Source organism: Algoriphagus aestuariicola (genome assembly GCF_017254835.1).
Lineage (GTDB): Bacteria > Bacteroidota > Bacteroidia > Cytophagales > Cyclobacteriaceae > Algoriphagus > Algoriphagus aestuariicola.
Genome location: NZ_JAFKCW010000004.1, coordinates 655,411 through 678,434, shown reverse-complemented (window position 1 = coordinate 678,434; position 23,024 = coordinate 655,411). Strand labels below are relative to the sequence as shown.

Below are 23,024 nucleotides of genomic sequence, written 5' to 3'. Positions count from 1 at the left end.
GGTTAATCGGGAAAGGAACTCCAAGATATGACCTTTTGTGAATAATGCACGGAGATTTATGATTCCAAAGTAGAAGAACTAATACACCCGAAAAAACTCACTGGCAACGCCTATCCTCATTTTTCCAGACTATATTCTATCGCCACTAAGACCATATCTTCTGTAAGAGGGTGATTTCTGACCATCCAAATAGTGGAATCGCTTACATGTACAATTTTTTGAAAAGGGTAAATTTCCTTGGAGTAGCTCCGATTTTTCGTAAAATCCTCAACTAATAGTAAACCTTCAATCCTCTCTTTTCCGTCAGGATAATCCCGCAAGAAGATATTGGAAACGACCCGGTCTTCGCCGATAACTTTGAGGCCATAGAAATAGTCACTTCGTTTGCCTTCTGCAAAATCACCTTCGCTATATGGCTGCAGCTCCATATTCATCCTCTCTGAACCCAGCCTATAGCTTCCCATCCATTTACCTGAAAGATCCCATTTCGTCACGGTCTGACTGCCAACGACATCTCTGATATAAAACTCATCGGAATGGACATCCATGTAAAACAAGCCTTCGCTTAAAACCTCGAATCGATGAGCCTTTCGTTCTTCGGAAAACCCAGCAAATTGGTCTATTAATTGACCCGTTTTTGAATCAAAAATCCCCACAAACCGCGTGTCTTCCAAAAAACCCACTATGTCACCCTCATTCTTCATCATTCCTATATAATAGAGGTTCTTTGCAGGATTATAATAGAAAACCTCCCCATATGGCAAAAACATATGACCTATGTCATCCAGTCCACTTAAACTGAGCTCCTTAACTAAATTACACCCGGAATCCAAATGATATATTTTAGCTTTTTGAGGAAAAAACAATGCAATACTTTGATCCACATCGGAATACAGAGCGCCTCCCAAATTCACCTCAGGAAGGACTAGCGGGAGCGTGTCCAATTCAATAGATTTGACAATAGAATCGGCAGCAAAGTCATACAAAAAAAGTTGCGTGCTGTGTTGAATCAGCATCTTTTGGTTTTGATCTGAAACTCTAAACTTGGCATTTTGATAAACCACATTTCCCGTCTCAAGAAATATGGAATCCACCTCGCCAAATTCGATTACAAGGTCTCTTTTCATATCCTTTTGGGTACATCTAGAGAGAAGTAAAACTACAATCAATGACAATTTGATCAACAAATAGACTCTGCCCAAATTTTTTGGGCAGAGTCCCCAACTCAAACCTGTCAAGGCATTATGCATGATTGAACCTGTTCGCCATTTGGACAATTGTAAAGGGCACAGCGCATCCCATTTTCAAAAGTCTTTTCACTTCCGCGAATCAATCGGCAAGTCATCGTTTGGCCCACAGCCTCAGTTTGGATTGCAATGCCTCCCAAAAATGCCAAAGCTGTCAGGAGAATGGAAAATTTTGCTTTCATTACTCAAAGATTTAAAATATTATGCCTCCTTTTGCACCCTGCAGGGCGGAGAAAAAATACCCTAAAAAATCCAGACTTCGGCGCCGACCTTGATCTTTCGTTGATTAAATTACCCCCCCCATCCAAAAAAGCAAGTATAGTTCACGAGAAATCTAAAATTAGTTTTCAACTTTCTGATAATCAGATGAATCAATTTTATAATAGTTAGGTTTACAACGAACAAAATTCACGTCTAACTCTTTTTTTAAAACGACAATCCCCTGATAATAAGGCCTTATCCTCAGTCCGGGATGTTCTTTGTCTGCATAGTATTCGACCAATTTTTCGAGTTGATCCAGATCCACCGCCTCCACTCTCACCTTAGCCAGCCCATCATGCACCATGTCGATGCGCTCCGCCGCCGTCCGGGAGATATCAATCTGGCGCTTGGAGTAGATGGGCAGGCGGTCGTTGACACGGACCACTACGGAGAGGTTGTTCTTCTTGTTGATCACCCGCACCCAGGTACCCAGCGGCAGTCTCTTGTGTGCGGCAGTGAGACTGTCCAGCGAAAAGATCTCCCCGCTGGCGGTGCGTCGCCCATGAAATCTCTTCCCATAAAAACTCGCCGTCCCCTCCTGGATCAGCAGGGAGTCCACCTGGGCACTGGCCGAAAAGGCCATCAGTCCGAGTAGAAAAAACAAAAAGAAGGAAATCTTCACCACCGAATTTAAGCTTTTCCCCGTTTCCCAAGAAAAGTGCCAATTCCCGTCAGCTTCCCGCTATTTACTTGGAGGATTTCTCCATCACGAGTACCTTAGTAGACACCTTTTGATTTCTTGCAAAACCAAATACTCTGGCACGACGGCTTCTTCTCTCTTCGGTGGACTGTCGGCCGTCGACCGTTTACGAAATGCTAAAAATCCTCCACACCGCCGACTGGCACCTGGGCAAGCGCCTGCAGGAATATTCACGATTGGAAGAGCAAAAGCTCGTGCTCGACGAGATCTGCCAAATCGCCGACCAAGAGGCCGCAGATCTCGTGCTTCTGGCTGGCGATATCTTCGACAGCTTCAATCCCGCCCACGAGGCCGTAGAGCTACTGTACAAAACCCTTCGAAAGCTATCCAAAAATGGCACCCGTCCCATTCTCGCCATCTCCGGCAACCATGACAGCACGCAGTTTGTCGAGGCGCCGGATCCGCTGGCCAGGGAGCTGGGCATCTTTTTTTACAGCCGCTACGACTCGGTGATTCCGGTCGGAAAGCTCGACTCCGGAGTAGAAATCATCCAGTCCGAACCGGGCTTTGTGGAGATCCGACTTCCGCAGTTCAGCTTCCCGATTCGGGTGATTTTGGCGCCCTATGCGAATGAAGTCAGCCTCCGAACCTATCTCGGCGAAGAAAACCGGGAAGAGGAATTTCGGGGAATCATGGCGAAGAAATGGACTGAACTTGCCAACAAGTTTTGTGATCCTTCAGGGGTGAATCTATTTGTCGGGCACTTTTTCTTTGCCAAAGAAGGAGCTCCCATCGAGTCCGAGCCCGAGTCCGAGCGCCCTATCCTCCATGTCGGAGGCACTCAGGCACTTTTCACCAAAAACGTTCCGTCCCAAATCCAATATGCGGCGCTGGGCCACCTCCACCGTCACCATGCCGTGGGCGGCGGTCCCTTTCCGGTCGTGTATGCGAGTTCGCCCCTGGCCTATTCTTTTTCTGAAGCTGATCAGGAGAAAAAAATCGTGCTCGTCGAGGCCCTACCCAACAATAGCATCAGCTATCGGGCCATTGGCTTGAAGCAGGGAAGACCGCTCTATCGAAAGCGTTTCGATGCGCTGGACAAAACCCTAGAATGGCTGGAACAAAACCCTTACTGCTTCGTGGAGATCACCTACGAAACCGAGGAGTCCATCGAAGCCGCTACGCGCAAAGCTATCTTCAAAGCCCACGACGGCGTAGTCAGCCTGATCCCTTCCCTTAGAAATCCCAGCGGGCAGGAAGCCTTTGCCCTCCACGTCGACGACCTATCCAAGGACATGGAAAGCCTCTTCCGCATGTATTACCAAAGCGAAAAAGGGCAAGAACCTAATGCGGAAATCCTCGCACTCTTTAAAGAAATCACCAGCCAAAACGACCCTGCATGATCCCCGTCCGACTCGAAATCGAAGGTCTTTACTCCTACAGACAAAAGCAAACGGTAGAATTTGAACAGCTCACGGCAGCGGGCTTGTTTGGTATATTTGGCGCAGTCGGTAGCGGCAAGTCTTCTATCCTGGAGGCCATCCTGCTTGCCCTTTACGGTAGCACCGAGCGCCTGGCCGCCACCGGTGAGCGCTCCAGCATGGTCAATCTCCAGAGCGACCAGTTGCTGATCATTTTCACCTTCCGTGCTGGGAAAAGTAATTCCCAGACCTATCTAGCCCGCTATTCGGCTAAGCGAAACAAAAAAGATCCAGAAAAAATCGACACAGGGGAGCATGTGTTTTATGCTTGGGAAAACGAAAACTGGCAAGCGACCGCGCAAAAGGCAGAGGAAATTTTGGGCATGGGCAAGGATCACTTCAAGCAGACCGTGATTATTCCCCAAGGTAAATTCCGCGAGTTCATAGATCAAAAGCCCCTCGAACGTGCTGAGATGATGCAGCAGCTTTTTGGATTGGAGCGCTTTGACCTTTCCTCGAAAAACGGGATTTTGCTAAAAGCCGCTCGAGAGGAAAAAATCCGGTTAGAAACCCAGCTAGCCGGCTTGGATGAAGTATCGGAGGAGGTTTTGGAAGAAAAAAACAAGACCCAAGCCGAGCTCAAAACCCAAAGTGAAACGGCCGATCGAAACTTAAAAACTGCCGAAATAGAACTCCGAGCACTGGAAACCCGCAGAAAGTCATTTTTGCTTCTCAAAGACCTAAGCGAGACCCTTGACCAGCTCCAATCCCGCAAACCGGAAATCGACCAACAGCGCCAGCTCCATCGGGAGTTTATCACCGCCAAAACCCACCTCCGACCGGTTTGGGATCGTCTGAATGACGCTAAATCAGATTTGGAAAAATACCGCGTGAGTGTCAGGGACTGTGAGCGCTTCAAGGAAACCTACGAAAAGGAGATTGGTGAATTGGAAAAGGAGGAACGAGACTTAATCACAAAAAACGAGCAAAGACCAGAGCGTGAAGCCAAGATTCGGGACCTCAAGAAAGTGATCGAGGTCAAGGCATTGGAGGAAAAAATCGACGAGTCCGAGCGGGCACTGGAAACTCTTCGGCCGGAGATCGACTCCAAAAAAGCAGCCCAGAAGCAGCTAGAAGCAGAAATCCAAACCCTCGAAGACCAGCTGGACTTTCTTCCTGCGATAGATGCCAACCTTCTCTCCGAGCTAAAAACCAGCGCCGCCCAGCTGCAAACACTTCAAGAAAGGAGTCGAGAACTCCAAGGGATGCTCGACCAATCCGGCCAAGCTGAAGCTGCGCAAAGACAGACTTTGGAAGCGATAAAAGATCAAATCCCAAATCGAGAGGAATCTTTGGACATTTGGGCAAATTCAGAAAAAAGGGTCTTGGAAGATCTGGAGCTGAATCGTGAAAAACTGCTACGCAAACAAGGACTTGCCGCCCACACACATTTGCTTGCAGAAGGGGAACCCTGTCCGCTTTGCGGTTCAGCCGAGCACCCCAATCCCCTGACAGCCGAAGCGGAAAGCACCGTGTTGCAAGAAAAAGAAAAACAAATCCAGGAAATGAGGGCGAAACTTGACCGGATTTCTTCTCTAATTCAAAGCCAAAAAATCGAAGAGTCCAGACTGGAGACCCTTCTCCAAAACAAGCTGGAAAAGACCTCCGAACTCCAAAAACTGCAACAACAACGAATAGAACTTGGCGAAAAGCTGACCCAGCTCGGCATAAAGGACAAATCCGAACTAGCCACCAAAATCAAAGGACTCATTCAGTCGGGAAGCCAGCGGGATGGGCTCACCAATGCCATACAAGCCAAAAGAAAGATTTGGCAGGCTGAAAGAGAATCATTGGAAAAATCCGAAAAGTCTCTCCAGCACGCACAACTCTCACATCAATCACTCTTGGCCTCAACCCAGAGCAAGCGCGACGAAATCAAGGATCCGACTTTTTGCAAAGCTTTTTTCCCAAAAAACAACGATACGATCCAAGCGGCCATACAAAGTGTCGAACGCGACATCGAAACGGCCATCGAGTCTCTCCGAGGGAAACAAAAGCGCCTGCTGGAAAAACGGGCAGAGCAGTCGAAAAACCTCGCGAATATTGACCAATATAGACGCCTAGCCTCTGAATCAGAAATCAAAGTAGACGAATTCGCAAGCCAATTTGAAGTACTGAAACAACAACATCATTTTCCTGACGAGCCGGTTTTGATCCGTCTATTTCACCATTCCTTGGACGCCGAGAAAGTCGATTTGGAGATCCGGCAGTTTGACCAAAAACTGGCAACTACCCAAAGCCGAATCAGCGAGCTGAAAAGTGAAGAAGGGGTGAGCAATTTTTCCGAGACCGCTTTTCTGGAAGCGCAATCCCAAACCCTTCTCCTAAAATCCCAAGCGACACAACTCCAAAATGAACTCATTCTGCTCAAGCAGGAAATCAAAACCCTGACTCAAAATCTGGATAAAAAAAGGGAATTGTCAAAAACCTTTTCCTTGGTCGAAAATCGGGAAAGCAATCTGAAAGAACTGGAGCGGCTCTTCCAGGGCAAGGGATTCGTGAAGTTTGTCAGCTCCATCTACCTCCGCGAGCTCTGCAATACCGCCAACCAGCGCTTCATGAAGTTGACGAAAAACAGCCTCAGCCTGGAGATCGACGATTCTAACACGTTTTGGGTTGTAGACTATCTGAACGGAGGGAAAAAACGCCTGCTCAAAACCCTTTCCGGCGGACAGACTTTCCAGGCGGCACTTTGTCTCGCTTTGGCTTTGGCAGAAAAAGTCAAAGCCCTTAATCAGGCCGACCAGAGCTTTTTCTTTCTGGACGAGGGATTTGGAGCCTTGGATCGGAATGCGCTGCGGGTTGTGTTTGAAACCCTGAAAGCACTTCGCCACGAAAACCGCATCGTGGGTATCATCAGCCACGTGGAAGAGCTCCAGCAGGAGATCGGTGTCTTTGCACAAGTCGAATTAGACCCCGATTTGGGCTCACAGATCAGCTACTCCTTTTAGGCAAATACCTACTTTACCAAAGTTTTTCGAAGCATAGAGCACCAAAGTCACGTCAGTAATCATCAGCGATCCACAAAATATCTTTAAGGGATATGGTGACCATTTCAGGAAAAAAATGACAAAAAAATACCCCGACAACCTGCCGGGGACTTTTTAAACTAAATAGACCTTACAAGAAAATTCTTTGGTTTACCCAGTTTATTTCTTCTTCTCGGATCGTATGATCCGGATCGTCAAATAATTTTATTGTAACGTCTGCTCCCATTTTTCGGAGCAGGTCACCTGATTCCTTTATTCTACTGGCAGGGACGTGAAAATCCCTATTACTGCTACCGATAAAGATCGGGGTATTCTTGAAATCTCCGGAATACCTTTCCGGCTGGAGATTTTCTCCAACAAGACCACCCGTAAACGCTACCACTCCGCCAAAACGTGTAGCGTGCCTAGCGACAAATTCCAGACTGAGGCAGGCTCCTTGGGAAAAACCCAGAAAGTAAACCCGCTCATCGGGAATTCCCGCAGCAAGCACCTCTTCCCGCACTGTAGCAATTGCCTTTAAAGAACGTTGCAACGCATCTTTATTGCCTTCATCGGAAGCCATAAAGCCATACGGATACCAAGAGTTTCCGTTTGCTTGAGGTGCCAAAATTGCATAGTCGGTCAAATTCAAGTGGGAACTAAGCGATAAGATACTCTCAGCGGTTGCTCCCCGACCGTGGATTACTATGATTGCCTTTTTCGCCTGCTCCAAAGGCAATCCACTTCTCCTCACCTCATACATAGGATTCTATGTCAAGCTTTACCGGTGTCAGTGCTTTTTCTATTCTCTCCCGACTAGGCTCAGCCCACTCAGGCAGCTTTACCAACTCTCCCAAGTGCGCTTCATCTTCGTCTATGGCAAAGCCAGGCTCGTCGGTCGCAACTTCAAACAGTACCCCACCCGGCTCGCGAAAGTAGATAGATTTAAAATAATTTCTATCCTTGACCTCGGTCACCATGTACCCATTCTGCATCAATATTTCTTGGACGGCCAATTGCGTAGTTTGATTGGCAGTACGGAACGCGATATGGTGAACGGTACCCGCACTTTGTACACCCCGACGTCCGGTCTCGTTGACGATGATATCCACAATGTCCCCTGGTTTTCCAGCTGTACCATAGCGGTATCTTTCCCCTTCGTGACCGATCAAGCGATAGTCCATATGTCGCGTCAACAGCTGCTCAGTCAGTTCTTTGGATTGAAGATTTAAGGTCGCCCCATAGAATCCCCTAATTGAATGCTCCGCTGGTATATGTCCATAAGTCCATCCTGGCCGCTCGTCCTCATCATTTGCCACCAGCTCAATGCCCATGCTATCGTGGTCCTCGAAGCGGATCAAATCATAACCAAATCGTTTTTGAACGTCAGATACCGGAATTCCAAACTTCTTCAGCCTATCAATCCAGTAGCCAAGGGAATCTTTGCCCACGGAAAACGCTGTGTAGGTCAGTTCGCCCGTCCCCTTTGTCCCTTTCCTCGCTCCTGCGAAAGGGAAAGTGGTAAAAACGGTCCCCGGCCGTCCCAGCTCATCTCCAAAGTAGAAATGATACACGTCGGGCGCGTCAAAATTAATTGTCTTCTTGACCAATCGAAGTCCGAGGATTCCTGTATAGAAATCGATGTTTTGTTGGGGATTTCCGGCGATCGCTGTGATATGGTGGATGCCGGTGATCAATGGTTTCATGGTACTTCCTTTCTTTTTGAAGGTTATAAAAAAAGCTGCCCGAAGGCAGCTTTCTGAGAATTAAGCTGTCGCTTCTTCAGTTACTTCGACTTGCTGCTTGACCAGCTGTATGCTCAGATGCAATCTGACTTGGTCGCTGACTACGACACTGCCAGCTTCCGTCACTGCAGACCAAGTCAAACCAAATTCCTTACGCGAGATTTTTCCTTCGATTTCAAAACCTGCCTTAGTTTGACCCCAAGGATCCGCCACTACTCCGCCAAACTCCACGTCGAGTTCGACTTCCTTCTTATTTCCGCGGATTTCAAGCTCTCCGGCAAGTTTATACTCGCCTCCCACTTTGACCAACTGTCCCGCGAAATTCAATTTAGGATAATTTGCCGCATCGAAGAAATCCGCGGATTTCAAATGGGCGTCTCTGTCTTTTTGATTGGTGTCGATGCTGTCGACATTGGCAGCGAAACTCACCTTTGCGCCTTCAAACTCTTCATTTGCAGATTCTGCGGCACCTTCAAATTCTTTGAAAAAGCCGGTAACCGTGGAGATTACAAGGTGTTTAACTTTAAATGATACCTCAGAGTGAGTGGTGTCGATAATCCATTTTGTGGTGTTCATAATCTTGTTGTTTTTAAGTGAATATTTATTCGAGTGTTTTTACATTATTTGTATATACATTTATAATTCTAAATTTTTTAACCCCTAAGCTTATCCAGAAGTTCATTTAGCTGAATCGCTTCTTCCACTTCGAGGTTGACTACCCGAATGTTGCTTTCCTCCACCAGCTTTTCCAATGTTTTTAGCAATTCCAGACCCTCATCCGTGATCAACACATCCACCTGTCTTCGGTCAGACGGGCACTCGGTCCTCTTCACCCAGCCCTTCAACTTCAGCTTCTCCACCAGCCTTGATGCATTCGACATCTTGTTCAGCATCCTATCCTGAATAGATGAAACTGTCGTCGGTTTTCCATTTTGCCCCCTGAGTATTCTTAAAACATTATACTGCTCTGGTGAAATATCGTAGGGCTTAAACAAACTGTTTTGTGAAGTCACCAGATAGCTATGGGTATAAAGCAGATTCACCACAGCCTTGTTGAATGGATCCTTGAATTCCTTCTGCTGAATTGCGTCTTCTATCTTCCCCATCTTTATCTACATTTGATTTTAATGTATATACATGCAAATGGATTGAAAGGTTTCATTTCTCCCAAAACTTTTTCATTTTTTTCTTCCACCTTGCGCGAGAGGCTATCAAAGCCAAAACCTTGACCCAAGCCAGTTTTCTTCCCAGAGCAAAAAAAGGAGCCTATTCAGCTCCTCTATCTAAACCCAAACTATTACCAGTCCAAGCCAGGCTGCTTTAGCTGGACATTTTCGCTTGCTTTTGCCTCATCCACGATCGCTTTTACATCTTCCAACAGCTTCTTGGCATCATACACGATTCCGTCTTTAACTGTGTATTTCACTCCCCCAACCCGTACAGGTTCATTGTTTTCATTGATTCGAATCGTCCCCGTTCCATAGAGAACCTTAATATTTTGCAAAGGATTTTCCTCCACAATGACGAAGTCCGCCAATTTACCTACCTCTACGGTGCCGATTTCCTTTTCCATGCCCAATGCTTCTGCTCCATACATTGTGGCGGACCGAATGACTTCCAAAGGATGGAAGCCGGCTTCTCTCAACAATTCCAATTCCCGGATGTACGCAAACCCATACAATTGATAGATAAAGCCGGAGTCAGATCCCGCCGTCACACGACCTCCTCGATTTTTATATTCGTTGACAAAAGCCATCCAGAGGCGATAGTTTTCTTTCCACTGTACTTCCTCCTCGGTTGTCCAGTCAAACCAGTACGAGCCGTGGGATTGGCGGCTCGGGGCATAGAATCGCCACAGGGACGGAAGAGTGTAGACCTCATGCCATTCCTGTGTCCTTGCTCGCATCAAGTCGCGGTTGGCCTCATAGATGTTGAAAGTCGGGTCAAGGGTAAAATCCAGCGCCAAAAGCTCATCCATCACCTTGTTCCAGTGCTCCGAGTAGGGCGGAGCGGCCTGCTTCCAAAGCTTGCCTGCCTCGCCAAAGCGATGCTGTTCATTTTGGTAGTTGTAGTCCAGCCTGAAATCCTGTATTGTGCGGTTTTCAAACAAGGCCTCCGGTAAGCCATACCAGTGCTCCATGGAGGTCAGGCCGGCTCTTGCGGAATGAAGCACGTTCCATCGCGCCACGTCCATCTGCTGGTGATGCATGATCGACCTTAGTCCGATCTTTTTGTTTTCGGAGATCGCAGCCTCCATCACATCGGGCTTTGCCCCAAAAAACTTAATCCCATCTGCACCTTTTGCCTTGTTGGAATTTACCCAAGCCCTAGCCTGCTCCGTATTCGTAATCGGCACAGTAGCACCTTGCCCGAAAGAGGTGTAGGCAAAAATTCTAGGAGCTGTGATAGTATTGACCAGAGATTTCTTTTTCTGGTCCAAAACCCAATCTATTCCATTTCCAGCCGATGGATCCTTAATCGTTGTGATGCCGTGAGCCATCCAAAGCTTATACACATATTCTGCTGGTGTACCTTGCCCCGTCCCACCGATATGTCCATGGCTATCCACAAAGCCGGGCAGAAGATAGTGTCCTTCCAAATCCAAAACCTTGGTGTTATCATCTGCCTTGGGCCTGCGGTTTTCATTGATGGGGAGCCCAGGATAGCCAACCGTCTGAATTTGCACGATCCGGTTTTTCTCAACCACAATATCTACAGGACCAATGGGCGGCGCTCCTGTCCCGTCGACCAGGGTAACCCCGCGAATAATCAGCCGATCGTAGGGGCCTTCGCCCTCTGCCCTATCCGGCGCGGGCTTGATTTGGGAAATTGCCGATACGACTAAAAATGCCGTGGCAATCAGAAAAAGACAAAATTTCCTGAACATGGTTTGGTGGTTTCTTTTGCAGGATAAGATACCCTAAAATCGGAAACCAAAAAAAGTCTTTGGGACAGGGAGAAAAACAAAAACCCCGGAAAATCCGGGGTTTTGACAGTTGTATTTGTTCTTTACAAATCGCTGAATTTCTCCATTATGTCTTCGGAAATCCCGGTGAAGGAATAGCCGCCATCGTGGAAAAGGTTCTGCATGGTCACCATGCGGGTAAGATCGGAAAACATCGTGACAATATAGTCCGCACATGCCTCAGCCGAAGCGTTTCCCAATGGAGATAGCGCCTCAGCAAAGTTGTAGAAAGAATCAAATCCTCCGATTCCAGATCCCGCAGTAGTCTTGGTTGGGGACTGGGAAATGGTATTGACACGGACTTTCTTCAGCTTGCCGTATCTATAGCCATACCCTCTTGCGATACTTTCGAGCAGAGCTTTGGCGTCTGCCATGTCCGTGTAGAAAGGAAATACACGCTGCGCAGCAATGTAGGAGAGTCCGACGATAGAACCCCATTCGTTCATGGCATCCATCTTCTCCGCCACATGCATCATCTTGTGAAAAGAAATGGAGGAAACATCATAGGACTTCATCGCCCACTCATAGTTCAAATCGCCGTAGTTACGCCCTTTTCGGATATTCGGAGACATCCCGATGGAGTGAAGCAGAAAGTCAAAGTTTGAGCCCAAAAACTCCCTTGCCTCCACATACAGTTTTTCGATATCCTCGACCACAGTCGCGTCTGCCGGTATTACAATGGTATTGCATTCCTCGGCAAGTTCCTTGATAGCGCCCATCCGCATCGCAATCGGTGCGTTGGTGAGTACAAACCGTCCACCCTGTTCTTTTACTTTTAGGGCAGTTTTCCAGGCAATTGAGTTTTCATCCAGTGCACCTGTGATGATTCCCACTTTTCCTTTGAGCAAATTTTCTGGCATATAGCTTTGGGTTGATTTCAAAAATTCTGGGTAAAAATAGAGAAAATTCGCGATTTCGCCCCTCAATTGAGCAGGAGCTCCCGGGCGCTTTCCACGGCTGATGACGATGGATTGGCTCCGGCGATCATCTTTGCCAGCTCTGCGACACGGTCTTCTGTAGACAAAAGGCGGATCTTACTCACGGTTTTTTCCGAGGAATTGTCCTTGTACACAAAGTAATGCTGCTCTCCCTTGGCCGCAACTTGCGGCAGATGGGTAATACAAATCACCTGATGCCGGCCAGAAATTTCCTTCATCATCCTGACCATCTGCAGGGCCACTTCGCCGGATATCCCGGTATCAATCTCATCAAAAATCAAAGTTGGCAGGGCCATCTTGTCAGCCATGAGATACTTGATCGCAAAAAGCAAGCGCGAAAATTCACCTCCCGATGCGACTTTTTTCAACGGCTGAGGGTTACCTCCCTTGTTGGCAGAAAAGAGCAGCTCAATCTCATCCAAGCCAGAAGTAGCCGCCGGTATTAATTTGTGGTCGATGACAATCTTGGCATTTTCCATGCCCAGCCCGGACAGCAAACCCTGAAGTTCACGTTCAAAGGATGGAAAACAAGACTTTCGCTCGTTGGTCAATTTTTCTCCCAAAGCATGCATCGCCGACTCGGACTCTTTCAGCGTTTTCTCCGCCAGCAGAAGACTTTCATCCAGATTTTGAAATTGAAACACCCGGTCTGCCAGATCACTTTCTATCTTCATTAATTCCTCGACGGAATTTACCCCATGTTTTTTCTGAAGCTGGTAGATCTTGCTCAGTCTTTCGCGGATTTGATCCAGCTTTTCAAAGTCTATCTCCACTTTGCTATCTTCGCTACCCAGCGAATCCACTAAATCCTTCACCTCAATCAGCACACTCTGAAAGCGGTCTTTCAGTTCCGAAAACTTGTGAGCCAGTCGCTCAAGGCTTTGCATACCCTGTTGGATCTGAGCCATCCCCTGCAAAACCCCAAATTGTTCTTCCTGAAACAAGGAAAGCATTTCATTGATTTTTAGCTTGATCTCTTCTGCGTTTTCAAGAACTTCTTGTGTGGATTCGAGATCAGCTTGCTCGTCTGAGACAAGGGCCAGAGAGCTCAGCTCATCCAATTGAAACTGGTTGAAATCGGCTTCCTTTTGCAATTCCACAGCTTTTCGCTTCAGCTCATCGTAGGTATTTTTCGACTTTCTGAAAACCTTGTATGCCCGCTGATATTGGCCAAGTTCCTCAGAACTTTGCGCATAAGCGTCGACCAAAGCCAGCTGATAGGCCCCATCACCCAACTGTAACGTGTCGTGTTGGGAATGCACATCCATCAATTTCGACCCGAGGGTTTTCAAAAAATCCAGCAATACCGGGGTATCATTGACGAAAGAACGGGACTTCCCCCCTGGACTGATCTCTCTCCGAATGATACAAACGTCTTCGTAATCCAGCTCTTCTTGGTCGAACAGATCTCGAAGTCCATACTCCCCAATCTCAAAAACTCCCTCTACCACACACTTTTTGTCTTCGTGAAGCAGCACTTTGGTGTCGGATCGATTGCCTAGCAGAAGCCCAACCGCACCTAGCATGATCGACTTGCCGGCACCGGTTTCGCCGGTAATCATACTCAGTCCCTTGGCGGGCTGCATGTGCAATTGATCGATCAGGGCGTAATTGGAAATGCTAAGCGATGTGAGCATAGGTGGAAAAGGCTTTGGGCAAAGCTAAAAAAATCAGGCTTAGCTTCTCAGCAGCTCATTGTACTTTCTGGCGTTATTTGGGTCAACTTCAAGCAAAAGTTTCACCGCTTCATCACGGATTTCGAACGGTGCCTCCTTCAGGATCTGTGAGATTTCCTCCGACTTCGCATCCATAAATGAAATCGTAAAAATCCCGTTAGGCTGCAGTTTGTTGGCCTCTGCCACCATTCGAATCGCTTCCAGGATATTCTTGTAGGCAGTTTCAGGATCGCCTAAAACCAAGTCCATCCCCTGCCGGTGATAGAGGTAATAGGCATCCCTGATCGTCGAATAGATCGTCGACACGTAGATATCATTGATCAACCAGTAGCGGCTTCTCCTGTCGGACTGGCTCTGGACCCATCCCGCCCGTCCTGACTGTTGCGCGTTGTTGACGATGTCATTGGCTACCGCGAAATACTCATCCCCGCCACGACTGGCGAAGGTATCATAATCTATCCCCAAGGCGATATGCGCATAAAAAGCCAAGAGCGAGCTGATGTTGTTTAAGAAAGTAAACCGATTAAACTCCAGCGGCTGTGATTCGATATACTCAAACGTCCAGTTTCTGTCGGCAAAATTGAATACCAGGGATTCATAATTGGTGCCGTACACTGGCCTGACGACCTGGATCTGAACCGTTGCATTGTACACTCCTACCTGAGGTACTTCGTTTATGGTGACGAGAAGGTTTCCCTTGATCCGCTCCTCAGGCCGAAACTCGTCATTCGTCCATGATCGACCATTGAGAAATTGCTCAAAATTGGTCTTCATCTGGTTGAATACATCGGTATTCTGGATTCTAGACCGGTCGGAGTTGATAGTTACCGTGAAATTCAATTCCTGGGCCTGTATCCTTAGGATCAAAAAAAAGAACACTGCCAGTAATCCGAATCTTGTCATTTGCCTAAAATAGCTAAATTTCCAAAGCTCAAATCCAAACCGGAGCCTTTTTGATTTCCTCCAAAATCAATTCGGCAATTCTAGACTTCGACTCCAAGCCCGATTCGACCACTCTGCCATCCCGATGAAAAATCTTCACCCGGTTGGTGTCATGCTGGAATCCCGCTCCCTCATCTCTAGTGGAATTCAAAACGATCAGGTCGAAGTTTTTCCTTTCCAACTTGCCCTTTGCATGGAATTCCTCCCTTTCGGTTTCCAAAGCAAATCCAACATGAATCTGACCCGGACGCTTTGCCTTCCCCAGCTCCTTGGCAATATCAACGTTTTTCCTAAGTGAGATCGTCATCTCCGACTCGTCTTTTTTTATTTTCTGCGCAGCTACCTCCGCTGGCGCATAATCAGAAACCGCAGCCGCAAAGACACAAAAATCCATCTGTTGATGTAGGCGATTTGCTACCTCATACATCTCCGAGGCTGATTTTACCCGATACAGATGAAAATCTTCCGAATTGATTGGAAGCGAAACTGGGCCTGAAATCAGAAATACTTCAGCCCCTCGGCTTTTAAAATTCCTTGCTATTGCCAATCCCATTTTGCCGCTGGAATGGTTACTGATAAAGCGAACAGGATCGATGGCTTCTTGGGTCGGCCCCATGGTAATCAGGATCTTTTTGCCGAAAAAATCTTTTGCCCTCGAAAAAAAAGTCTCCACTTCAGCCAGAATATGCTCCGGTTCCATCATCCTTCCCTGGCCTCGAAGTCCGCTGGCGAGTTCGCCGCTTTCCGCATCCAACAGGACATTGCCAAAAGAAGTCACTCTGGCGAGATTGGCTCTCACAGCGGGATGTTGGTACATATCCAGATCCATCGCCGGCGCGAGCATTACTGGACACCGGGCAGACAAATATGTAGCCGTGAGGAGATTATCACATAGCCCGTTGGCAAATTTCGCCAAGGTATTGGCACTGAGGGGGGCGACGACAAATAGATCCGCCCAAAGCCCCAACTCCACGTGATTGTTCCATTCCCCAGTATCCTTTTTGGAGAATTCGGAGAGAACCGGGCGTTTGGAAAGAGTCGCTAAAGTGAGTGGGGTAATAAAATCAAGAGCTGAAGTGCTCATGATGATTTGCACTTCAGCTCCGGATTTGACGAGTAAGCGGGTCAAAAGGGCAGACTTATATGCAGCAATGCTGCCGGTCACTCCAAGTAGAATCCGCTTTCCCTGCAGGTTCATGGGGATTACTCCGCTCCCTCCTGCTCAGGGGATCTGAAATAGACCTTTCCCTCCATAAACTCTTCCATGGCAATGGTAGAGGGCTTTGGCATACGCTCATAAAACTTGGAGATCTCGATTTGCTCCTTGTTTTCAAACACCTCCTCAAGATTGTCTACGGTGGATGCAAACTCCGAAAGTTTGTTGTTCAGTTCTTCTTTCAGATTAGTGGAAATCTGCTTTGCGCGCTGCCCCACGATGTGAAGAGACTCGTAGATGTTGCCAGTTTTGTCCGCAACTTTGTCAAGATCACGTGTAACGATAGACGGGTTGATAGCCATACTATTTTTGGTTATGTATATTCCTAATTATTTATTTTCTTCATTGGACTTAGACTCCGCAGCGACTTTGGCTTCGGCAGCGGCAAGGCGCTCAGCTTGTTCCGATTTGAGCTTCATATGGGCTTCAAGTTCCTTGCGGGTCTCCTCCTCAAATTTCTTCACTTCGTCTAGATACTGGCTATTGCCATACTTTCTATAGAAGGTCGCAGCAAAGCCCAACGCGTCATTGAGTCGCTCTTCCTTTTTGGCAAAAGCGGAGTTTTCCGCATAGCCATAGCCCACTTCAACCAGCTTATAGGCCAGCTCTTCATTGTACTTGCTTTCAGGATAGTCCTTAGCAAAGTTTTGGAAATTAATAATACAGGCGCGATAAAAATCTCCGGGGAAAAGCCCGTCTTTCAACTTATAGTACATCTGAGCCTCACTGTAAGCCTTTTGTTCAAATCGGCCTTCGAGATCGGTCAGCATTTCCATAGCCCGCTCATAACTCGCTGATGCGGGGAATCTGGTCACAAACTGCTGGATCGCGGCCACCGCTTCCTGGCTGCTTTGCTGGTCCAAATTGTAATCTGGGGCATCAAGGTAAAGGGAATACGCATTCATAAACAATGCTTCCTCAGCCAATGGGCTTCTGTTGTAAGTCCGGTAAAAGGTACTGAAATAGCCTGCCGCCTCGATATATCTCTTGGTCTTGAAATGGCAATTGGCGTAGTTATATTCTGCCAATTCAGCCTTCTCGGATCCTTTGATGACCGGAAGAACTTTCTCGTAGAGGATAATCGCCTTACTGTATTCCCCTTCCTGATAGTACTTGTTGGCTCCGTTGTAGAGCTCTTCCCAGTTCGTGCTTTTTTCTAGCTTGGTAAAAGGCCCGCAGGACATGATCAGAAACAGAAGGGAGAGGAAAAGAAGGGATTTTGACTGCATACTCATTTTCAAGACCGCAAATATACGGGTAAATTGTTCGTATTCAAATGTCTGAATTGGCGGGGAAGTTACTTCTTGACTTGTAGTTTTTTGGTCACTACGTTTTTGTTGTCAATGAATAGTGTGTAGAAATAAACACCAGGCTGGAAATCCGTCACGTTGATCAGCAATGAGTTTCGCTCAGGGTCCAATTCGTATTCAGCTATCGGATTGCCGATAAAGCTGTTAATCGAAATCTTAGCCTTGGTGGCCGGGTTTACCAATTCGTAGTCTATCTGGGCTACCCTATTGCTCGGATTCGGGTATATTTCACCTAATTTGATGTCCTTATGGAGAAAGTCAGCACCTGCTCCGGACGCCACTTCATACCTAGCTTCAACGACAAAGTTTTCGCGGATATTTTCCGAGTTCACAAAAAACAAGTCAAAACTTCCACGTGTCTCCGCTATGCCCATTTCAAATTCCAAGTACAAGTCAGTGACTATTTCACCTGGAGCTAGCTTGATGGAAATTTTCGCCAGGTCTTTTTTGGGATCAAAGCATTGGTCATTCAGGCAAACCCTTACCTTCTGCGAGGACCCCACGCTTCCCCTGACATTTTTCAGAAAATAGGTCTTGGTCTGATTGGACTCGTTTTGGAGAATGACCGTTTTGCGCTGCGAGGAACCAATGTCACCGGAGAATTCTACCGCCTCACTCAACACGCGCACCTGTTGCGCACCAGCCAATATGGGCGCAAACAACAACAGCCATGTCAAAAATCGGAATAAGGACTTCATGTAAAACTTTTATCAATAGGGGCTGTAAATTGGTTTCCAAGAGATATAATATACGGACAAAATTACTTTTTTGATTCCCTATACAATAAAAATGCGGGTTAATTGTTGTTAACCTCCTCAAAAAACAAACGCCCTCAAAAATCGACTTTCCCTGAATCAGGGATTAACTTCTTTTTTGCCGGATTCAAAACCGGTTTTCCAAGTTTTTTCTGTATTTGTTCCTCCGTCGGCATCTCCAATCTCACATCCGGCTCATTGAATAAATTTTCTTGATCCGGGTCGATTTCTATCGGTTTTCTCCAAGCATCGATGCTGGTCCGGTCGGGTTTTTCTTCAATCCTCCATTGAAACCCTTCCAACCTGGAGATTTTTTCATCGATCTTCTGCACGGGGGTAAATTGCCCATCAGGCCTGATCCCAAAATTGGCCTTCCGAATCGCTCCTTCTTGAAAAGTCAATTTGATATTGGCACTCAAGATCCGGTTTATCCCCTGTGTCAGGGTGTCGGCCTCCAAGGCAAAATAGAGCGATTCTCCGTTCCCGTCTATGTCCAGCGTCTCGATTTGTCCTTCTTTGAAATATCCGGTCATCGTTCGCCCTTTCATTTGGTTGTGATTGAGCAGCGTGTCGGTCATGATTGCGAAGGCTTTGTCCTTCATGTAGACCCGATCCAACTCCTCGTTTGCGATGAAAAAAACCATCGAATCGGCCGAAATCTGGCTTTTTTGATTCCACATCACCGGATCTTGGAACAAGCGAATGGACGAATCGGAGTAGTTGTACACCAAAGAATCCGCGATCCCCGCCAAATCCGTTTTGGTCAGCTTGATGGAGTGAAAAGCCAAAAGGTATTTTGCGGTGTCCGCCTCGCTGTCATGCGAAATCAATGTATCCGCCGCCATAAACAGCGTGTCAGACTCGAAATACTTTCGCACCAAAGCATTGCCATGGACCAAACTGTACTTTCGGTCTTCCCAGTATTGGCCCCTCTCCCCGAACACCTCCACCTGCCTTTCCTTGTTTAGGACACGGACGTCCTCCTTGCCTTCATAATAGGCCTTTTCCTCATCATAAAATAGCTCTTCCGCTTTTACCCGACTCTCCTCAGTCTCCACGATTCCCTCAAAAAACCTGAATTGCTTCTGCTGGGTGTCGTAGAAGCTGCCTTTTTGCGCATCCAGTTTGTACCCTGCCTTCGAAATAATATTGGTCAGGCCTTTAGTCTCGGCTGTTTTGGGAATGGTAAGATAAATCAAGTCATTCGTCTTCATGGTGTAGTCCGGGTTGACCAGCACCACATCCTGGCGAAAAGTGATCCGCTCAATATTGACCTCGTAAATCCCACGTTCACTCGTCAGTACATTGGTCGAATCCACGACGCGTCCCTTGTTGAAATAGGTAGCGATATTCGACTCCCGATTGTAGTCCAGATAGTCGGTATAGAGCGTGGTTTCCTGATTGGTAAAAACGACGTTTCGCCTAAGCTTGGCGACTTTGGTGTTGCCGTCATACTCCGCGTAGGCACTGGTGGTGGTGATTGGATCCTCGATATCCTGGATTCTCACGTTTCCGAAAAGTCTCGCCCGGTTTTCTGCCCGATAAAAATGAGCCGAGTCACAAAAAATCAGAGAACTCTGGTGTTTCATCTCCACCTCTCCAAGCAGACGTTCCATCCCGCGAGTACCTTCCAGCGATGTCGAATTCAGGATCTCCAAGACTGAACTTTCCTGGCCAAAGCCCCTACCAATACCCGAAAGCAACAGCAAAAGGAGACAGGAAATGCGGAGAAAACGGATGTTCATATTTTGTAGAATGTGCGCAAAATTAGCAGAAAGCCGAGGAATGCTCAATCACTGAACGGCATTCGGTGAGACAAGGGTCTCGCCAAGCCGCCCAAACCTAAAACAATTCCCAGAGAAAAGTCTATTTTTGGTCAATGCTTGACGTTTTTCAATCCCATACCCAAAATCTCTTCGATCCAAATTCGACTTACCTTTTGGCCTGCAGTGGAGGGATGGACAGCATGTGCCTAGCCAATCTTTTGCTCAAGGCCGGGGTTTTATTTGAGATCGCCCATGTCAATTTCCAGCTCAGGGGAGCCGAAAGTGAAGGGGATCGGGAATTTGTCCAAAACTGGTCAGAAAGCAACCAAATTCCATTTCACCTAAACCTCGCAAGAACCGAAGCTCTTGCCAACGACAAGGGCATTTCAATCCAGATGGCTGCCCGGGAGATTCGATACCAATTTTTTGAGGAAGTAAGATCAGAACGAAACCTCGCAGGAATCCTACTGGCGCACCACCAAGACGATCAGATAGAAACCATCTTCCTCAACCTGCTGCGGGGAACCGGGATTGAGGGTATCTACGGAATGGCGGAGCAAAAAGGTTGGCTGATCCGACCTCTTCTTGGTTTTTCTAGAGCAGAAATCGAGGCCTTCATGATAGAAAATAGGCTGGAATGGAGAGAGGACCACACGAATTCTAAAGATGAATACAAACGAAACAACCTAAGAATCAACGGACTGCCCGTGATCTACGGCCTCGAACCAGACGCGAGAAAAAACCTCTTGACGAGCTTTAACAGACTCAAGGAAACAGGCAGGGCTTTTCAGGGCCTTTTTGAACTTTGGAAGGAAGAAGCGATCCGGCAAGAAGACAGCTTTCAAGCATTACCCTACACTGCCATCCGGGGACAAGCTGGTATATCCACCCTGCTCTATTTTTGGCTGCGACCTTTTGGCTTCAACTCCGACCAGGCACAGGCAATCGCCGACGCACTGCACCAACCCAAATCCGGTATCGTCTTCAAAAGCCGTGGACATCTGTTGTACTTTGATCGCAGCGAGCTCATTTTGGCGGAAGAGCCCCATCCATTTGTCCCTATCTCACTGGAAATCGGAGACTCCGGATTCAAGCTACCGGAAGCGGGGTATACGATAAGCTGCCTCCCCTATCCAACTGAATTGGATCGGAACCCGTCTCATGCGCAGCTGGATGCGAGTAGACTCAACTTCCCACTGGAAGTCCGAACTTGGCAAGAAGGGGATAGGTTTGTACCCTTGGGAATGAATGCAGCAAAAAAAGTCTCCGATTTTCTCATTGATATAAAAATGCCTCTAGCGAAAAAACAAAGCGTAAAAGTCTTAGTTTCAGGAGGGGAAATCGCTTGGGTCATTGGACTAAGAATCGCCGACTGGGTCAAGTGCACCCCGGCAACCCAGCGAATCCTTTACTTCAAAAAATGCTGATCCATGCTGAATCCATTTTCCAAAACCTACGACGAGGATCAACTTAGAACCTTCGACTTTATGCAGGGGATCAATTTTTTTGAGCGGCTCCGGCAAAACGAGCTGTCCCGATTCCTGCCCGCGATGCATCACCGCAAGTATGTCCGGGACGAAGTCGTCTTTTTTAGCAAAGATCCCGCGCAGGCGCTTTACCTGATCAAAAGCGGGAAGGTAAATCTGACGATAGACATCAAAGACAACTTTGAAACCATCATGGAAGTAAAGCAGGGCGAAGCTTTTGGTGAGAATTCGCTCTTGGAAAATGCCAAACGAACCTACACGGCGCTCATCGTGTCGGATGAAGCCGAACTGATCGTCATCCCCCACTTTGCCATACAGGAGATCTTCGAAAGCAACCCAAAGATCAAGGCCAAAATGATGACTTCCCTCGCTGAGTTTTTCAACTCCAACAACCAGCGACTTTTCAGATCCTACCGCGAATCGTTCGGGTTTTTCAGCCTGCGGCAGATGTTTGAATAGCCCTTGGGTCGACCTCCTATTTCGTCCATCAAAAATCCCGCTTACGCGCCAAACAATTCTCCGGTGAGCTTCGATTCCTAGTTGTTGTTTAATATCTTAGCGCCGCTTTTTAACGAAGTAATCAAAATAAAAACCGATAAAATCATGAGCAAAGTAACCGTAGTCGGTGCAGGCAACGTAGGTGCTACCTGTGCCGATGTGTTGGCGTATCGCGAAGTAGCCGAAGAAATCGTACTAATCGACATCAAGGAAGGTATTGCCGAAGGCAAGGCCCTCGATATCTGGCAAAAAGCCCCCATCAACCAGTACGACAGCCGCACTGTAGGCAGCACCAACGACTATAGCAAAACTGCGAATTCTGACGTGGTGGTGATCACTTCCGGCCTGCCCCGCAAGCCAGGGATGACCCGCGACGACCTCATTGAGACCAACGCCGGCATCGTGAAGTCTGTGACCGAAAACGTCGTAAAATATTCTCCAAACGCCATCATCATCGTCGTATCCAACCCGCTGGACGTGATGACCTACCAAGCGCACTTGACCTCTGGCTTGAACAGAAACAAAGTGATTGGTATGGCCGGAATCCTGGACACAGCCCGCTACAGAGCTTTCCTTGCCGAGGAACTGAATATTTCAGGCAAAGAGATCCAAGCTATCCTCATGGGCGGTCATGGTGACACCATGGTGCCACTTCCCCGCTACACCACCGTGGCAGGCATTCCCGTGACTGAGCTCGTAGAAAAAGATAAACTGGACGCAATCATCGAAAGAACCAAATTCGGTGGCGGTGAACTGGTGAAGCTGATGGGTACTTCAGCTTGGTATGCTCCAGGATCTGCTGCAGCGCAAATGGTAGAGGCCATCCTGAAAAACCAGAGAAGAGTATTCCCTGTCTGCATCAAGCTGGAAGGCGAGTATGGCATCGAGGACTGCTACCTCGGAGTGCCGGTAATCCTCGGCAAAAACGGTGTGGAAAAAGTTATCGTGCTTGACCTCAACGAAGAAGAAAAAGCCCTGCTGGAAACTTCCCGCGGACATGTGAAGGAGGTAATGAATGTACTGGACAAACTGTCCAAATAATCCTTCTCCTTAAACGTTTAGACCTAAGATTCTCCCTCCAAAGGCGGAGTTTCTTAGGTCTATTTTTTATATTAACCCGATCGAATC

20 protein-coding genes are annotated in these 23,024 nt (G+C 47.5%); 5 read left to right on the top strand and 15 right to left on the bottom strand.

The window, feature by feature from the left end:
• Positions 1 to 116 precede the first annotated feature (116 nt).
• Together J0A67_RS19250 and J0A67_RS19245 are read right to left on the bottom strand one after the other, a co-directional pair.
• On the bottom strand, positions 117 to 1,016 hold the full coding sequence (locus J0A67_RS19250) for a hypothetical protein (RefSeq protein ID WP_206571012.1): 900 nt from the start codon (positions 1,014 to 1,016) through the stop codon (positions 117 to 119).
• Between the two features lie 571 nt (positions 1,017 to 1,587).
• Positions 1,588 to 2,112, bottom strand: a complete 525-nt coding sequence (locus tag J0A67_RS19245; RefSeq protein ID WP_206571011.1) for a septal ring lytic transglycosylase RlpA family protein — start codon at positions 2,110 to 2,112, stop codon at positions 1,588 to 1,590.
• Positions 2,113 to 2,321: 209 nt separating this feature from the next.
• Here J0A67_RS19245 and J0A67_RS19240 point away from each other — a divergent pair, with 209 nt between their 5' ends.
• On the top strand, positions 2,322 to 3,551 hold the full coding sequence (locus tag J0A67_RS19240) for a metallophosphoesterase family protein (protein WP_206571010.1): 1,230 nt from the start codon (positions 2,322 to 2,324) through the stop codon (positions 3,549 to 3,551).
• Positions 3,548 to 6,580, top strand: a complete 3,033-nt coding sequence (locus J0A67_RS19235) for an SbcC/MukB-like Walker B domain-containing protein (RefSeq protein ID WP_206571009.1) — start codon at positions 3,548 to 3,550, stop codon at positions 6,578 to 6,580. The genes J0A67_RS19240 and J0A67_RS19235 overlap by 4 nt, the downstream gene beginning before the upstream one ends.
• Before the next feature lie 169 nt (positions 6,581 to 6,749).
• Here J0A67_RS19235 and J0A67_RS19230 read toward each other — a convergent pair whose 3' ends face one another.
• The 13 genes from J0A67_RS19230 to J0A67_RS19170 form a co-directional block, all read right to left on the bottom strand.
• On the bottom strand, positions 6,750 to 7,361 hold the full coding sequence (locus tag J0A67_RS19230; protein WP_206571008.1) for an alpha/beta hydrolase: 612 nt from the start codon (positions 7,359 to 7,361) through the stop codon (positions 6,750 to 6,752).
• Positions 7,354 to 8,304, bottom strand: a complete 951-nt coding sequence (locus tag J0A67_RS19225) for a ring-cleaving dioxygenase (RefSeq protein WP_206571007.1) — start codon at positions 8,302 to 8,304, stop codon at positions 7,354 to 7,356. Before J0A67_RS19225 ends, J0A67_RS19230 begins: the two co-directional genes overlap by 8 nt.
• A gap of 60 nt (positions 8,305 to 8,364) precedes the next feature.
• Positions 8,365 to 8,919, bottom strand: a complete 555-nt coding sequence (locus tag J0A67_RS19220; RefSeq protein WP_206571006.1) for a YceI family protein — start codon at positions 8,917 to 8,919, stop codon at positions 8,365 to 8,367.
• A 77-nt stretch (positions 8,920 to 8,996) separates the two neighbouring features.
• Positions 8,997 to 9,449, bottom strand: a complete 453-nt coding sequence (locus J0A67_RS19215) for a MarR family winged helix-turn-helix transcriptional regulator (RefSeq protein WP_206571005.1) — start codon at positions 9,447 to 9,449, stop codon at positions 8,997 to 8,999.
• A 191-nt stretch (positions 9,450 to 9,640) separates the two neighbouring features.
• Positions 9,641 to 11,230, bottom strand: a complete 1,590-nt coding sequence (locus J0A67_RS19210; RefSeq protein ID WP_206571004.1) for an amidohydrolase family protein — start codon at positions 11,228 to 11,230, stop codon at positions 9,641 to 9,643.
• Between the two features lie 122 nt (positions 11,231 to 11,352).
• Entirely contained in the window at positions 11,353 to 12,168 is an 816-nt protein-coding gene (locus tag J0A67_RS19205; protein WP_206571003.1) for an enoyl-ACP reductase FabI, read from the bottom strand.
• A 62-nt stretch (positions 12,169 to 12,230) separates the two neighbouring features.
• On the bottom strand, positions 12,231 to 13,883 hold the full coding sequence (recN, locus tag J0A67_RS19200; protein WP_206571002.1) for a DNA repair protein RecN: 1,653 nt from the start codon (positions 13,881 to 13,883) through the stop codon (positions 12,231 to 12,233).
• A 39-nt stretch (positions 13,884 to 13,922) separates the two neighbouring features.
• The gene (gene porD / locus J0A67_RS19195; RefSeq protein ID WP_206571001.1) at positions 13,923 to 14,825 is read right to left on the bottom strand and encodes a type IX secretion system protein PorD; all 903 of its coding nucleotides are present in this window, start codon (positions 14,823 to 14,825) and stop codon (positions 13,923 to 13,925) included.
• Positions 14,826 to 14,853: 28 nt separating this feature from the next.
• Positions 14,854 to 16,062: a bifunctional phosphopantothenoylcysteine decarboxylase/phosphopantothenate--cysteine ligase CoaBC gene (gene coaBC / locus J0A67_RS19190; RefSeq protein WP_206571000.1), complete on the bottom strand. Its 1,209-nt coding sequence runs from the start codon at positions 16,060 to 16,062 to the stop codon at positions 14,854 to 14,856.
• Positions 16,063 to 16,067: 5 nt separating this feature from the next.
• Positions 16,068 to 16,382 (bottom strand): DNA-directed RNA polymerase subunit omega, encoded by a 315-nt coding sequence (locus tag J0A67_RS19185; protein ID WP_206570999.1) that lies wholly within the window; start codon positions 16,380 to 16,382, stop codon positions 16,068 to 16,070.
• 27 nt (positions 16,383 to 16,409) lie between these two features.
• Entirely contained in the window at positions 16,410 to 17,315 is a 906-nt protein-coding gene (locus J0A67_RS19180) for an outer membrane protein assembly factor BamD (protein WP_438839595.1), read from the bottom strand.
• A gap of 62 nt (positions 17,316 to 17,377) precedes the next feature.
• The gene (locus tag J0A67_RS19175; protein ID WP_206570997.1) at positions 17,378 to 18,088 is read right to left on the bottom strand and encodes a T9SS type A sorting domain-containing protein; all 711 of its coding nucleotides are present in this window, start codon (positions 18,086 to 18,088) and stop codon (positions 17,378 to 17,380) included.
• 134 nt (positions 18,089 to 18,222) lie between these two features.
• Entirely contained in the window at positions 18,223 to 19,890 is a 1,668-nt protein-coding gene (locus tag J0A67_RS19170) for an OstA-like protein (protein WP_206570996.1), read from the bottom strand.
• A gap of 134 nt (positions 19,891 to 20,024) precedes the next feature.
• On the opposite strand from J0A67_RS19170, the gene tilS reads away from it, so the two are divergent.
• The 3 genes from tilS (at position 20,025) to mdh (ending at position 22,937) form a co-directional block, all read left to right on the top strand.
• A complete protein-coding gene (gene tilS, locus J0A67_RS19165; RefSeq protein WP_206570995.1) occupies positions 20,025 to 21,338 on the top strand; it encodes a tRNA lysidine(34) synthetase TilS in 1,314 nt (437 codons plus the stop codon).
• A gap of 3 nt (positions 21,339 to 21,341) precedes the next feature.
• Complete coding sequence (locus J0A67_RS19160; protein WP_206570994.1) at positions 21,342 to 21,857, top strand: Crp/Fnr family transcriptional regulator; 516 nt, start codon at positions 21,342 to 21,344, stop codon at positions 21,855 to 21,857.
• Between the two features lie 144 nt (positions 21,858 to 22,001).
• The gene (gene mdh, locus J0A67_RS19155; RefSeq protein ID WP_206570993.1) at positions 22,002 to 22,937 is read left to right on the top strand and encodes a malate dehydrogenase; all 936 of its coding nucleotides are present in this window, start codon (positions 22,002 to 22,004) and stop codon (positions 22,935 to 22,937) included.
• Positions 22,938 to 23,024 lie beyond the last annotated feature (87 nt).